We start from the raw sequence: 13,843 nt of genomic DNA, 5'->3' as shown, positions 1-13,843 counted from the left end.
CTCGACGCGGCGGTGCTCGACGGAGTCGACGAGCGCCTGGATCATCGGGATTCCGCGACCGTGCTCGGCCATCGGCTCGGGCATGCCTCGGTCGTGGAGGCCGACGTCGTCGACCTCTCCCCCGTCGCTCAGCGTCGCCTCGATGCGATCGTCGTAGACGACGATCGTGAGGGCGAACGAGACCGGGTTGCCGCGATTGGCGTACTGGATGACGTTCGCCGTGAGCTCGATGACGGCGGTCTCCACGGACATCCGGTCAGTGGGGTGGACGTCGGGGACGACCGCCCAGACGGATTCGAGGGCGGAGTGGACGGTGTCGACGGTGTCGGGCGGGGAGGTGATGCGCAGAGTGCGCGCCACCATGTCAGCCATGCGGGTAGGCCTCGGCGACGCTCGAGAAGGACCGCAGGGTCGCGTTCATGTTGGTCAGATCGAGGACGAGCACGACCTGCTCGGTCGGGTTGACGAGGACGAGGTCTCCGCCGGCCTCGCGCGCGGCCTTCAGCCCCCACACGAGAGCGCCGAGCCCCGAGGAGTCGAGGAAAGACGTCTTCGACAGGTCGACGGCGATCGACGGGCTGTTGGCGACGATCGCCTCGTGGATGGCCTCGCGCACGCGCGCCGCGGTGACCATGTTCAGGCGCCCGTCGAGGGTGAGCTCGGTGATGCCGCCGGGGTGCTGGATGGACACGAGATCCATGGTCGTCTCCTTCATCGGATGATCGTCGTCACCCATTCTGGTGCGTGCGGGCGGGCGACGGCCGCAACGCGCGCGGGCCGGGGCGTACGGAACGACCCGCAGGCGCTACAGCTTCTCGATCGGAGCGATCTTGATGAGCAGGCGCTTGCGACCCGCCGACTCGAACTGCACCTCGGCGATGCTCTTCGGCCCGATGCCCGTGACGGCCGTCACGCGCCCCTCGCCGAAGTCGACGTGGCGGATGCGGTCGCCGGCCACGAGGGTCAGGTCGCCGTTGTCGCGCACGGTCGCCGTCACGCGATTGGCCCACTCGGTCTTGGGCTTCCCCGGCGGGAGCGAGGTGCCGTAGCTGAACTGCTCGCGCCCGCTGCGGGTCGTCCCGAGCGCGCGCTGGCTCGATGTCGATCGGTTGCCCATGCCCGGGGCGTCGCGCCAGTCGATGAGCTCGGCGGGGATCTCCTGGAGGTAGCGGCTCGGCGCGGCGACCTGGGTGTCGCCGAAGGTCGAGCGCGTCATCGCGAGCGAGAGGTGCAGCCTCTTGCGGGCGCGCGTGATGCCGACGTAGAACAGGCGGCGCTCCTCCGCCGGACCGCCGGGCTCGTGCGCGCTCATCTGGTGGGGCAGGAGGTTCTCCTCCACCCCCGTGATGAACACCGCGTCGTACTCGAGGCCCTTCGCGGTGTGGAGCGTCATGAGCGAGACGGTGCCGCTCGAGTCGTCGAGGTCGTCAGCGGCGGCGACGAGCGCGACCTCGGTGAGGAAGTCGATGAGCCGCCCCTCGGGGTTGTTGCGCTGGAACTCGCGCGTGACCGCCACGAGCTCCTCGACGTTCTCGGCGCGCGCCTCGTCCTGCGGGTCGCGGCTCGCGCGCAGGAGCTCGACGTACTTCGTCCGCTCGAGGATCGCCGTGAGGATGTCCGGGACGAGCGCCGTGTCGATCGTCGCGGTCGCGTCATCGAGGATGCCGGCGAGGTCGAGCATGGCCGCGGTGACCTTCGGGCCGAGACCGAGAGCCGCGGCATCCCCCAGCGCGTCGCGCATCGTGCCGCCGAGCTGGTCGGCGTGGAGGGCGAGGGCTGTCTCCGTCGCCGGCCCGATGCCGCGCTTGGGGGTGTTGAGGATGCGCCTCAGCGCGAGCGCGTCGGCGGGGTTGGCGACCGCGATGAGGTACGCCATGACGTCCTTGATTTCCGCGCGCTCGTAGAACTTCGTGCCGCCGAGCACCCGGTACGGCAGGGCGGAGCGGATGAAGATCTCCTCCAGGGCGCGGGTCTGCGCGTTGGTGCGGTAGAACACGGCGATCTGGTTGTACGGGACCCCGGCCTCGTGCAGCTTCTGGATCTCGTCCGCGACGAACTGCGCCTCGTCGTGCTGGCTGTAGCCGGTGAAGCCGATGATCCGGTCGCCCGCGCCCACCTCGGTGAAGAGGTTCTTGGCGATGCGGTCGAAGTTGTTGCCGATGACGGCGTTCGCGGCATCGAGGATCGTCTGCGTCGAGCGGTAGTTCTGCTCGAGGAGGATCACCTCGGCGCCCGGGAAGTCGCGCTCGAACTCGACGATGTTGCGGATGTCGGCGCCGCGGAACGCGTAGATCGACTGGTCCGAGTCGCCGACGACCGTGAGCGCCGCGGCGGGGATGCCCCCGGTCGCGTCGGTCTCGATGCGGGTGTCGGCGGGCACGTGCTGCGGCTCGACCGCCCGCGTCAGCTCGCGGATGAGCGCGTACTGGGCGTGATTCGTGTCCTGGTACTCATCGACGAGGATGTGCCGGAACCGCCGCTGGTAGAGCGCCGCGACCTGCGGGAAGGCGCGGAACAGGTACACGGTCTGGGCGATCAGGTCATCGAAGTCGAAGGCGTTCGCGCGCGCGAGCTCGGCCGAGTAGCGCCGGAAGACCTCGAGGAACATGACCTCGGTCGGGTCGTTCGGGTTCAGCTGGCGGCTGTAGCCCTCGGCGTCGATGAGCTCGTTCTTCAGGCGCGAGATCTTGCCGGATGCCGCGCTCACCGTGAGGCCGAGGGTGTCGGCCTGGAGGTCCTTGACGATGCGCTTGATGAGCGCGCGCGAGTCGGCGGAGTCGTAGATCGTGAACGCCTGCGTGAACCCGAACTGCTGCGCCTCGCGGCGGAGGATGCGCACGCACGCCGAGTGGAAGGTGGAGATCCACATGCCGTTCGCGGCCTCGTGGCCGATGAGCTGCCCGACGCGCTCGCGCATCTCGCCCGCGGCCTTGTTCGTGAACGTGATGGCGAGGATCTGGCTCGGCCAGAGCTCGCGGTCGCGCAGCAGCCGCGCGATGCGGCGGGTGAGGACGCTCGTCTTGCCCGAGCCCGCGCCCGCGACGATGAGCAGGGCCTCGGCGCGCGAAAGCACGGCGGCGCGCTGCTGCGGGTTGAGCCCGGCGAGCAGGGGGTCGTCGGTCGCGGCGGAGGCGGGCTGCGCGCGCGGCGGAGGCGTGAGGCCGGGGATGTCGAGGGACTCGTCGGGCAGGAAGGACATGACCGCCCAAGTCTAGGTCGCACCCCCGACGCCGCCCGCCGGGGTCGGCCGCAGGCGCGGGCCGCGCGCTCAGCCGGCGGCGAGCGCCGCCCGCGCCTCGATCGCGAGGTCGGGGTGGTCGGCGAACACCCCGTCGAGACCCGCGCCCATGAGCGTGCGGAACCACGTCATCCAGTCGCCGTGCGCCGCCCCGCCCGAGCCGATGCGCAGCGAGCCGGGCAGGAAGCGGTTCTCGGGGCGGAGCGTCCACGCGAAGACCGAGAGCCCGGCGGCGTGGGCGCGACCGACGAGGTCGCTCACCACGACCGGGCCGCCGCGCGTGGCCGGTCGCGCGACGAGCGACGTGTCGACGCTGATCCCGTCGACCTCGCGCGCGAGTCGCGCGAGCCCCTCGTCGGTCAGGTGGCCCGCGTACGAGAGCGCCGCGGCCCCGAACCGCGCGGCGAGGTCGGCGGGCGCTCCGCTCTTCTCGAGCAGGAACACGTACCGCGCCTCGACCCCGCGATCGCGCAGCTGCCGCAGCACCGATTGCTCGAACGCCTCGACGACGAGGGGGGCCGCCGGGCTCCAGCCCGCGACCTCGGCGGCGAACAGCTCGTCGAGCGGAAGGCCTCGCGCCGCGAAGTGCGTCGCGTGCTTGATCTCGGCGACCATGCCCACGGGGCGGGGCGCCGCATCCAGGATCGCCATGAGGTCGCGAAGCCGCAGGATCGGGTACCGCCCGTCGAAGCGCGTCGACGCCTGCCGCGTGCCGGGAAGCCGCTCGCGCGCCCGCAGCGTCGTCAGCTCGCCCCACGTGAAGTCCTCAGTGAACCAGCCGGTGAGCCGCTCGCCGTCGATGACCCGTGTCGTGCGCCGGTGGGCGAACTCGGGGCGGTCGGCGACGTCGGTCGTCCCGCTGATCTCGTTCTCGTGCCGCAGCACGAGCACGCCGTCGCGCGTCGCGACGATGTCGGGCTCGATCGCGTCGGCGCCGAGCGCGATCGCGAGCTCGTACGCCGCCCGCGTGTGCTCGGGCCGGTATCCGCTCGCTCCGCGGTGGGCGACGACGAGCGGGTGCGCGCGCGTGGGCTCGATCACGGCGACCACCCTACGGGGTAGCCTGCCGACCATGATCGACGGGATGCCCGGCCTGAGCCCCGCCCCGACCGACGCCGCACCGCCCGCGCCGCCCGCTCGAGCCGCGCGCGTGAACCCGCTCGCCGTCCTCGCCCTGATCCTGGGAGTCCTCCTCAGCCCGCTCGCGGCCCTCTTCGGACACCTCGCCGCCGGCCAGATCGCCCGCTCGTACGGCGCCGAGCGCGGGGCCGTCATGGCGTGGGTCGCCGTCGGGCTCGGGTGGCTGTGGTTCCTGCTGCTCGTGATCGTCGTCGCCGCCGTCTGGATCGCCCTCAGCTCATGAGCGAGAGCGCAGCCCCGTCGCCCGCCCCGGCCGCGACCCCCGCCCCGTGGGTCGAGCCCGCCGCGCGCCTCCCCCTGCGCTGGGGCCGCTACGACGACCGACGCGCGATCGGCCTCCTCCTCATCGCCGGAGGCCTCCTCCATCTGCAGTCCTCCGACACCGGCAACCTGATCCCGCTCATCACGGGCTCGGCCGCCCACGTCGCCGGCTGGCTCATCATGCCTGCGGCCGGCTGGCGCCGCGTCCTCCCTCTCGCCCCGTCGACGCTCGTCGTCTGGCTCCTGCTCACGGGCCCGTCCTCCATGTGGACCCTCACCGTCCCCTTCCTCTTCTGGCTCCTCGTGCGGCACCGTCCGTGGCGCAGCGCGCTCGCCGTCGGTCCGGTCCTGCTGAACGGCGTGGTCTGCGCGACCCTCTTCACCGAATATCGCTGGATGCCCGTGGCCGTCGCCCTCTCGGCCGTCGTCCTCGTCGCGTCGGCCTGGGGCGCTCGGGCCCTCGCCCGGCCCGTGGCGAGCATCCGCCGCCCCGCACGCGGCGCGGATGCCGCGACCGCGACCGATACGCCCACAGCGAGCGCATAGCCTTCCGCGTTCCTTCGCCGAGCATCCCTCTCTACACTGGTGTCAGTGCCGACCGGGGAGCCTCCCCGCGGCCGACACGTCGAAGAGGAAACCATGGCAACGTCCAATCCCGCTTTCTCGAACTCCCCCGCCTTCACGCAGAACGCGACCAAGGCGATCCAGTTCTCGCAGACGCCGAGCGCCGAGCAGCTCGACGAGCTCTACGGCCGGCCCGCCGCCACGGCGGAGCAGACCGACCGGATGACGTACGAGAACACGATCCAGAAGATCGTCGGCTCGTTCGCCGTCCTTCTGGTCGCCGCCGCCGTCGGCTGGTTCGTGCCGCTGCTCGCGATCCCCGCCGCCATCGCCGGCTTCGTGGTCTCGCTCGTCCTGATCTTCAAGAAGAAGCCGAGCGCTCCGCTCACGCTCGCGTACGCCGGCCTCGAGGGACTGTTCGTCGGTGGCATCTCGGCGATCTTCGAGCAGATCGCTCCCGGAGTCGCCACGCAGGCTGTCATCGCGACCTTCGTCATCATCGGCGTCGTTCTCGCACTGTTCCGCAGCGGCAAGATCCGCGCCTCCAAGCGCGCGACCAAGGTCTTCATGATCGCGATCATCGGCTACGCGCTGTTCTCGCTCATCAACCTCGGCCTCATCGTCTTCGGCGTCAACAGCGACCCGTGGGGCCTGCGCGGCGGCGAGATCTTCGGCATCCCCGTGGCTCTGCTGCTCGGCGTCCTGGTGATCCTGCTCGCGTCGTACTCGCTCGTGCTCGACTTCGACTCGATCCAGCAGGGCGTCCGCCGCGGCGCCCCCGCGGCCTTCGGCTGGACCGCCGCGTTTGGCATCATGGTCACGGTCGTCTGGCTCTACGTCGAGATCCTGCGCATGCTCGCGATCCTGCGCGGCGGCGAGTAGTCGCTTCACTCAGCACGAACGGGCGCCCCTCGGGGCGGCCCGTTCTGCGTTCTGGGTGTGGGGCAGCGGGGCTCAGCGCCCGCGGATCGTCGCGACCTCCCGCACCGCAGCCGCGTAGGCGGCGTTGCCGGCGGCGTTTGGGTGGAAGCTCTCGACCGGCGGGCCGTAGGCGATCCACGGGTCTGCCGAGCCGATCCCGTGCGCGGCGAACCGGTCGGTGACGTTGATCAGTGAGACGCGGGGGTTCCCGGTTAAGGAGACTGCCTGCCCGATCGCTCCGTTGAGCGCGTCGGTCGCGCCATTGACCGTCGCCGCTGTGACGGGGTCCGGAAACATCGGGTCGAAGAGCCGCGGATACGTGAGCACGTAGATCTGCGCCTTGGGGAAGGCGGCGGCGACGGCGGTGTAAGTGCCGACGAGGCTCTGAGTGACGTTAGGCAGGTTCTGCAGCGCCGTTCCGAACGCCGCCTGGCACGCGAGCGATTGCGAATCCTGCCCGCACGCCGCGACGATCGCCGCGACCCCGGCGTCTATGCCGCCGACCGTGATGGTTACGAGCGAGGCGTTCGCCGCGACCCCCGTCCCAAGTGAGGCGATCTGACCGGGGACGAGCGTTGTGCTGGCCGCCGAGCACGCGACGTTGACCGTCCTGTCGCGATAGCTGCTCGAGTTCGCGAGGATCGCCGGGTAGCTCTCGGTCGGGCTCCGGAAGCAGACGCCGTCGAGCGTCGGCGAGGCGCCCTGCCCGGCGGTGAACGAGTCACCGAGCGCGACGTACGAGCCTCCGACCGATTTGCCGATCGAGGCGCCGGGCGCTGCAGAGGTGGGGGCGATCCCTGCGGCGACGACGAGGCCGAGCGTGAGTATCGAGACGGCGCTGAGCCGTGGCATGAAGCGCATTCGGGTTTGCGGGTGGGGGGACATGCGCGCAGAGTACGCCCGCCTGACTCCCGCGCACAGTAGACGGGGCGGTTCGTGCACGTACTCGCGTCACCCGCGGGTGCGACCTCTCCCTGTGGGCCTCCCAGAACGCTTGACTACTCCCACTCAATAGTGCCCGGCGGCTTCGACGTGACGTCGAGCACGACGCGGTTCACGTCGGGCACCTCGTTCGTGATGCGGTTCGAGATGCGCGCGAGCACGTCGTACGGCAGGCGCGTCCAGTCGGCGGTCATCGCGTCCTCGCTCGACACGGGGCGCAGCACGATCGGATGCCCGTAGGTTCGTCCGTCGCCCTGCACGCCGACCGAGCGCACGTCGGCGAGCAGCACGACCGGGCACTGCCAGATCTCGCCGTCCAGGCCCGCCGCGGTGAGCTCCTCGCGCGCGATCGCGTCGGCCTGGCGGAGGATCTCCAGGCGCTCCTCCGTGACCTCGCCGATGATGCGGATGCCCAGGCCCGGGCCCGGGAACGGCTGACGGCTCACGATCGCCTCGGGCAGCCCGAGCTCGCGACCGATCGCCCGAACCTCGTCCTTGAAGAGCGTGCGCAGCGGCTCGACGAGCTCGAACTCGAGATCCTCCGGGAGGCCGCCGACGTTGTGGTGGCTCTTGATGTTCGCGGTGCCCGTTCCGCCGCCCGACTCGACGACGTCGGGGTAGAGCGTGCCCTGCACGAGGAACTTCACCGCCTCGCCCTCGCCCTGCGCCTCGAGCACGAGCGCCTCCGCTGCGTTCTCGAAGGTGCGGATGAACTCGCGCCCGATGATCTTGCGCTTCGTCTCGGGGTCGGTGACGCCCGCGAGGGCGTCCATGAACTGCTGCCGGGCATCCACCGTCACGAGACGGATGCCCGTCGCCGCAACGTAGTCCTCCTCGACCTGGCGGCGCTCGTCGGCGCGCAGCAGGCCGTGGTCGACGAAGACGCACACGAGCTGGTCGCCCACGGCCTCGTGCACGATGGCCGCGGCGACCGCGCTGTCGACGCCGCCCGACAGTCCGCAGATCACCCGGGCATCCCCCACCTGCTCGCGGATGCGCTCGACCTGCTCGGCGATGACGCTGCCGCTGTTCCAGTCGGGGGCGATGCCGGCGGCGCGGTGCAGGAAGTTCTCGAGCACGCGCTGGCCGAACTCCGAGTGCTTGACCTCCGGGTGCCACTGCACCCCGTACATCCGCTTCTCGTCGCTCGCGAACGCGGCGACGGGGGTGTCGGTGGTCGAGGCGAGCACCTGGAATCCTTCGGGGGCCTTCGCGACCGAGTCGCCGTGGCTCATCCACGTCGTCTGGGTCTCGGGCTGCTCGGTGAGGAGCGCGCCGCCGTCGCCGTGGATCGTCGTCGTCGTCGCGCCGTACTCGCGGCGGCCGGTCCTCGCGACCTCGCCGCCGAGCTGCTGCGCCATGACCTGGAAGCCGTAGCAGATGCCCATGACGGGCACGCCGAGCTGCAGGATCCCCGGGTCGAGGGTCGGCGAGCCGGGCTCGTAGACGCTCGACGGGCCGCCGCTCAGCACGATGCCGACGGGGTTCTTCGCCGCGACCTCCTCGGCCGTGATCGTGTGGGGCACGATCTCGCTGTAGACGCTCGCCTCGCGCACGCGGCGGGCGATGAGCTGCGCGTACTGGGCGCCGAAGTCGACGACGAGAACGGGGCGGTGGTCGGTCTCGCTCACGCGGCGGCCTCCTGGGTCGTGGTCTGCTGGTCGAGCTCGGCGACGATCGCCTCGACCTCGCGCGGCACCTGCCGCTCGAAGTAGAAGGAGAGGAAGGGCACGATGCCGCCCATCGCGATCCAGAGGAAGCGGAGGAACGCGTACGAGCGCGCCCCCTGGTAGGCGACGCGCCACAGGACGAAGTCGCACGCGAGGTAGACGACGTACAGCCAGCCGTGGACGGTGAGCAGCACGATCGACAGATTGACGCCCGTGAGCTCGTCCTTCGGCGTGAGGGCGAGGAAGCCGTCGGCGCCCATCAGCTCGATGTCGCGGCTGAAGCCGTAGCGCGTCACCATCATCACGACGAGGCCGAGCAGGAAGATGCCGGTGACGATCGACGAGACCTTGAAGACGGCGAGCGTGCGACGGATGAGCGGGATGTCCGAGGGCTGGGGGCCGAGCGCCATGCTCCCAGTCTAGGCGGGCTCGCTGGGGGTGCTCGCCTCGGCGAGCGCCGCCTGCTCCTTCTCGAACTCGTCCTTCACGAGTCGCCACCAGAGGTACACCGCGAAGCCGCCGAAGAGCGCCCACTCGATCGCGTAGAAGAGGTTCAGCAGGTTGAGCTCGACGTCGGCCTCGGGCGGCGGGGCCGCGATCTCCTCGAGCCCCGGCGGAGCATCCGCCACCGCCAGATAGCCCGAGTAGACGAGGTCGACGTCCCGCCACAGGTTGATGAGCTCGGCCACCGCGATCGCGCGCCGCTCGCCCGCCTCGAAGTCTGACTGCTGCGGCGACTCGCTCGGAACGTAGCGGCCGACGAGGCTCGCCTCGCCGAGCGGCAGGTCGGGGATGCCCGCTCCGGGAGCGACGAACCCCACGACGACCGCGAGGCTCGCCCCATCGCTCGTCACGAGGTGGCGGATGACCCAGTCGCCCGGCTCTCCCCCGCTCTCGCGGCCCGTGACGACGACCTCATCGCCCTCCACCCACGTGCCCTCGACCGTCACGGTGCGGCCGCTCGCGTCGGAGGTCATGACCTCCTGCGGCTCAGCGACCGACTCCAGAGGGACGGGCGTCTCGGTGTCGCGCTCGACGACCGTCGCGGCCTCGATCGACCGCTCGAGCTGCCACTGGCCGAGCGCCGCGAAGGCCGCGGCGACGCCGAGGGCGAGGAGGAGCGCGGCGATCCACTTCGGGCGGCGGGCGATGCGCCACACGGTCGGCTAGTGCCCCTGGTAGGGCGCGACCACGACGTCGACCCGCTGGAACTCCTTGAGGTCGGAGTAGCCCGTCGTCGCCATCGAGCGCCGCAGGGCGCCCATGAGGTTGACCCGGCCGTCGGCGTGCGCGCTCGGCCCGAACAGCAGCTGCTCGAGCGGCGCGAGCTGGCCGACGTGAACTCGGTTGCCGCGCGGGAGCTCGGGGTGGTGCGCCTCGGCACCCCAGTGCCAGCCGCCGCCGGGAGCCTCGTCGGCGCGTGCGAGGGTCGAGCCGAGCATGACCGCGTCGGCGCCCATCGCGACGGCCTTGACGATGTCGCCGCTCGTGCCGAGGCCGCCGTCGGCGATCACGTGCACGTACCGCCCGCCCGACTCGTCGAGGTAGTCGCGACGGGCGGCGGCGACGTCGCTCACGGCGGTCGCCATCGGGGCGTGGATGCCCAGGCTCAAGCGGGTCGTCGATGCGGCCCCACCGCCGAAGCCGACGAGCACACCGGCCGCACCCGTGCGCATGAGGTGCAGCGCCGCGGTGTAGGTCGCGGCGCCGCCGACGATGACGGGGACGTCGAGCTCGTAGATGAACTTCTTGAGGTTGAGGGGCTCGCTCGACTTCGAGACGTGCTCGGCGCTCACGGTCGTGCCGCGGATGACGAAGAGGTCGACGCCGGCGTCGACGACGGCCTCGTGGTGCTCCTGCGTGCGCTGCGGGCTCAGCGCGGCGGCCACGGGCACGCCGGCCGCGCGGATCTCGGCCAGTCGCGCGCTGATGAGCTCGGGCTTGATCGGCTCGGCGTAGATGCGCTGCATCTCGGCAGTGGCGTCGGCCTCGTCGAGCTCGCGGATGCGCTCGAGCTGCGCCGCGGCATCCTCGTAGCGGGTCCAGAGGCCCTCGAGGTCGAGGACTCCGAGGCCGCCGAGCCGCCCGATGGCGATCGCCGTCTCGGGGCTCACGACCGAGTCCATCGGCGCCGCGATGACCGGGATGTCGAACTTGAGGGCGTCGATGCTCCATCCGAGCGACACGACCTCGGGGTCGCGCGTGCGCCGGCTGGGCACCACCGCGATGTCGTCGAAGGAGTAGGCCCTCCGGGCGCGCTTGGCCCGCCCGATCTCGATGTCCGTCACGGCTCCAGCCTACCGGCGCGCCGCCGGGCGCCCGCCGAGCGGTCGCCGGCCTCCGAGCACGCAGGCGCCGTCCGGCCCGCGTACCCAGGCTTATCCGCCACTCGCGGCATCAGCCCTCCCCGCCGGCGCGCCGAGTCGTGCCGCTGGTGGAGTGCTTCTGCGCTCACCGGCGAGGCACGCCAGCTGCCAGCATGAGCGACGCGAAGGGCGCAGGGCGCAGGTCTCGCCAGATGCACCGCACCATGCCGACCCCACCGCCGCGGATGTCATCCTCGCGCACCTTCTCCGCGACGATCGCGTCGCGCGCTCCGCGGGCGTCCGACCTCGTCGCGCCGTACTTGACCATGCCGTCGAACTCGCCAACGAGAGCGGACCCCGCCCACCCGAAGTCGCAGCGGTAGCGACGACCCGAGCGACCGACCGTCTCGACCTGCAGCTCGGGGGCGATGAAGCCGAGCCGGTGCAGGAGTGCGCGGCTGACCGACTCGCCGGGCGACTCGGATCGACCGTCGGCGAATGCGAGAGCGCGCTCGAGTCGAGCACGTCCGCGAACGATGCGCAGCGCATCCGCCGCCTCGCGAACCTCATCGAGAGTCGTGACCGGCTCGCCATCGCGGGCCCACGCCCTGATGGCCCAGTCGAGGGCGACGAGGGCCGCGTCGAACGTCTCGGCGGCGCAGAGCTCGGCGAGCGTGCGCGGCAGCGAGGTCAGAGCAATGCCATCGCGCTGGTCGATCATGGCGTCCGGGTGCTGGGTGCCCCAATAACGACGGTGGCGCCCGCGCCGGGTGGCGCCGACGTTCCAGCCCAGCAGATCGACCGCCTCATCGGCCGGGCCGAGAAGAGGGATGCCCCACACCCGTGCGGCGGAGCGTCGGGCGAGCGGGCGCAGGCTCGCTCCCTCGAGCGCGCTCGCCCGATCGCGCACTTCTGCGACGTCGCGCGGGGCGAGGGACCCGGCCGCCGAGGAAGGGAGGTAGACCCTGGGCGCGAGCGGGATGAGCTCCCCGGCGCGGACCGCGCGGGTGATCCCCCCGCTCGAGCCGCTGTGCGCTCGGGTCGCGCTCGCGAACACGACGTGGTCGAGTGCGCGCCTGATCTCCGGTCTCATCCCACGATGGTGCGGGGTGTGGGCGCCCAACCGACCGTCACAACGGTCGAGGAGGAGACTGCTCGCGCCTGACGGCCCTGGGGAGGAGCCGCGAACCGCCCTCAGCGGCACGAATCCTTGAGCCGCAGAGGACAGCTGGCGCCCCGCGTGGAGAGATGCTCACCCGGAGCGTGCCCCAGGCCGAGCGGCTAGCGGCGGTAGTTGGGCGCCTCGACGACCATCTGGATGTCGTGGGGGTGCGACTCCTTGAGCCCTGCGGCCGTGATGCGCACGAACTTGCCGCGCACCTTGAGGTCGTCGATCGTGCGCGCGCCCGTGTAGAACATCGACTGCCGCAGGCCGCCGAGGAGCTGGTACACGACCGAGCCCACCGGGCCGCGATAGGGCACCTGGCCCTCGATGCCCTCGGCGATGAGCTGCTCGTCGCTCGGAACGTCGGCCTGGAAGTACCGGTCGCGCGAGTACGAGGTCTTCTTGCCGCGGGTCTGGAGCGCGCCGAGCGAGCCCATGCCGCGGTAGGACTTGAACTGCTTGCCGTTGACGAAGATGAGGTCGCCGGGGCTCTCGTCGGTGCCCGCGAGGAGCGAGCCGAGCATGACCGTGTCGGCACCCGCGACGATCGCCTTCGCGATGTCGCCCGAGTACTGCAGTCCGCCGTCGGCGATCACGGGGACGCCCGCGGGGCGCGCGGCGAGCGACGCCTCGTAGACGGCGGTCACCTGGGGGACGCCGACTCCCGCGACGACGCGCGTGGTGCAGATCGATCCGGGACCGACGCCCACCTTGACGGCGTCGGCGCCGGCATCCACGAGCGCCTGGGCCCCCGATCGCGTCGCGACGTTGCCGCCGATGACGTCGATGTGGGCGAAGGCGGGGTCGGCCTTGAGGCGCGCGATGACCTCGAGCACGCCGCGGCTGTCGCCGTTCGCGGTGTCGACGACGATGACGTCGACACCGGCGTCGCGGAGGCTGCCCGCGCGATCCCACGCGTCGCCGAAGAAGCCGATCGCGGCGCCGACCCGCAGGCGACCCTCCTCGTCCTTCGTGGCGTTGGGGTACTGCTCGCTCTTGTCGAAGTCCTTGACGGTGATGAGCCCGTGCAGGCGTCCGGCGTCGTCGACGAGCGGGAGCTTCTCGATCTTGTGCTGAGCGAACAGCGCGAGCACCTCGCCCTGCGAGATGCCGACCGGCCCGGTGATGAGCGGCGCGGGGGTCATGACGTCGCGCACGAGAGTCGTCGCGGCCTCGAACGGCGAGACGAAGCGCATGTCGCGATTGGTGATGATGCCCACGAGGCGCCCGTCGCCCTCGACCACGGGCAGACCCGACACGCGGAACTGCCCGCACAGGGCATCCACCTCGGCGACCGTCGCATCGGGCGTGGTCGTGACCGGATTCGAAATCATGCCCGATTCCGAGCGCTTGACCTTATCGACCTGCTCGGCCTGCTCGTCGATCGACAGGTTGCGGTGCAGGATGCCCATTCCGCCCTGCCGCGCCATCGCGATGGCCATGCGGCCCTCGGTCACGGTGTCCATCGCGGCGGAGAGCAGCGGAGCGTGCACGCGGATGCGGCGCGAGAGCCGCGAGCTCGTGTCCGCCTCCGAGGGGATGACGTCGGTGTGCGCCGGGAGGAGCATCACGTCGTCGTAGGTGAGTCCAATGAAGCCGAACGGGTCGGGCTGGTCCATGAGTCCCCTTGGTCGAG

General features: G+C 71.3%; 14 protein-coding genes. 3 read left to right on the top strand and 11 right to left on the bottom strand.

Annotation, left to right across the window (positions count from 1 at the left end):
• The 4 genes from Q7T15_RS11750 to Q7T15_RS11735 form a co-directional block, all read right to left on the bottom strand.
• Positions 1–372: ATP-binding protein (locus Q7T15_RS11750; protein ID WP_304696450.1), on the bottom strand; the 372-nt coding region annotated here is incomplete at its 3' end.
• Complete coding sequence (locus tag Q7T15_RS11745) at positions 365–700, bottom strand: STAS domain-containing protein (protein ID WP_304696449.1); 336 nt, start codon at positions 698–700, stop codon at positions 365–367. The genes Q7T15_RS11750 and Q7T15_RS11745, both read right to left, overlap by 8 nt.
• Before the next feature lie 105 nt (positions 701–805).
• Positions 806–3,199 (bottom strand): ATP-dependent helicase, encoded by a 2,394-nt coding sequence (locus Q7T15_RS11740; RefSeq protein ID WP_304696448.1) that lies wholly within the window; start codon positions 3,197–3,199, stop codon positions 806–808.
• 69 nt (positions 3,200–3,268) lie between these two features.
• The gene (locus tag Q7T15_RS11735; RefSeq protein WP_370689152.1) at positions 3,269–4,312 is read right to left on the bottom strand and encodes a glycerophosphodiester phosphodiesterase family protein; all 1,044 of its coding nucleotides are present in this window, start codon (positions 4,310–4,312) and stop codon (positions 3,269–3,271) included.
• On the opposite strand from Q7T15_RS11735, the gene Q7T15_RS11730 reads away from it, so the two are divergent.
• The 3 genes from Q7T15_RS11730 (at position 4,311) to Q7T15_RS11720 (ending at position 6,085) form a co-directional block, all read left to right on the top strand.
• Positions 4,311–4,601: a DUF4190 domain-containing protein gene (locus Q7T15_RS11730; RefSeq protein WP_304696446.1), complete on the top strand. Its 291-nt coding sequence runs from the start codon at positions 4,311–4,313 to the stop codon at positions 4,599–4,601. The genes Q7T15_RS11735 and Q7T15_RS11730 overlap by 2 nt on opposite strands.
• Complete coding sequence (locus Q7T15_RS11725; protein WP_304696445.1) at positions 4,598–5,185, top strand: hypothetical protein; 588 nt, start codon at positions 4,598–4,600, stop codon at positions 5,183–5,185. The genes Q7T15_RS11730 and Q7T15_RS11725 overlap by 4 nt, the downstream gene beginning before the upstream one ends.
• 93 nt (positions 5,186–5,278) lie before the next feature.
• Positions 5,279–6,085, top strand: coding sequence for a Bax inhibitor-1/YccA family protein (locus Q7T15_RS11720; RefSeq protein WP_304696444.1), 807 nt, complete (start codon positions 5,279–5,281; stop codon positions 6,083–6,085).
• Positions 6,086–6,157: 72 nt separating this feature from the next.
• Here Q7T15_RS11720 and Q7T15_RS11715 read toward each other — a convergent pair whose 3' ends face one another.
• From Q7T15_RS11715 to guaB, 7 genes are all read right to left on the bottom strand, one after another.
• Positions 6,158–6,976 carry an SGNH/GDSL hydrolase family protein gene (locus Q7T15_RS11715; protein ID WP_304696443.1) on the bottom strand — a complete coding sequence of 273 codons (819 nt, stop codon included), beginning with the start codon at positions 6,974–6,976 and terminating at the stop codon, positions 6,158–6,160.
• Between the two features lie 146 nt (positions 6,977–7,122).
• The gene (gene guaA, locus Q7T15_RS11710) at positions 7,123–8,697 is read right to left on the bottom strand and encodes a glutamine-hydrolyzing GMP synthase (protein ID WP_304696442.1); all 1,575 of its coding nucleotides are present in this window, start codon (positions 8,695–8,697) and stop codon (positions 7,123–7,125) included.
• Positions 8,694–9,146, bottom strand: coding sequence for a DUF3817 domain-containing protein (locus Q7T15_RS11705; protein WP_304696441.1), 453 nt, complete (start codon positions 9,144–9,146; stop codon positions 8,694–8,696). The genes guaA and Q7T15_RS11705 overlap by 4 nt, the downstream gene beginning before the upstream one ends.
• Before the next feature lie 9 nt (positions 9,147–9,155).
• Positions 9,156–9,896 (bottom strand): SURF1 family protein, encoded by a 741-nt coding sequence (locus Q7T15_RS11700; RefSeq protein ID WP_304696440.1) that lies wholly within the window; start codon positions 9,894–9,896, stop codon positions 9,156–9,158.
• Positions 9,897–9,902: 6 nt separating this feature from the next.
• Positions 9,903–11,024 carry a GuaB3 family IMP dehydrogenase-related protein gene (locus tag Q7T15_RS11695; protein WP_304696439.1) on the bottom strand — a complete coding sequence of 374 codons (1,122 nt, stop codon included), beginning with the start codon at positions 11,022–11,024 and terminating at the stop codon, positions 9,903–9,905.
• A 163-nt stretch (positions 11,025–11,187) separates the two neighbouring features.
• Positions 11,188–12,135, bottom strand: a complete 948-nt coding sequence (locus Q7T15_RS11690) for a hypothetical protein (protein ID WP_304696438.1) — start codon at positions 12,133–12,135, stop codon at positions 11,188–11,190.
• 188 nt (positions 12,136–12,323) lie between these two features.
• Positions 12,324–13,826: an IMP dehydrogenase gene (guaB, locus tag Q7T15_RS11685; RefSeq protein ID WP_304696437.1), complete on the bottom strand. Its 1,503-nt coding sequence runs from the start codon at positions 13,824–13,826 to the stop codon at positions 12,324–12,326.
• Between the last annotated feature and the right edge of the window lie 17 nt (positions 13,827–13,843).

It is taken from the genome of Microcella sp., from assembly GCF_030645145.1.
Classification (GTDB): domain Bacteria; phylum Actinomycetota; class Actinomycetes; order Actinomycetales; family Microbacteriaceae; genus Microcella.
This window is presented reverse-complemented; position numbering and strand designations above follow the sequence as displayed.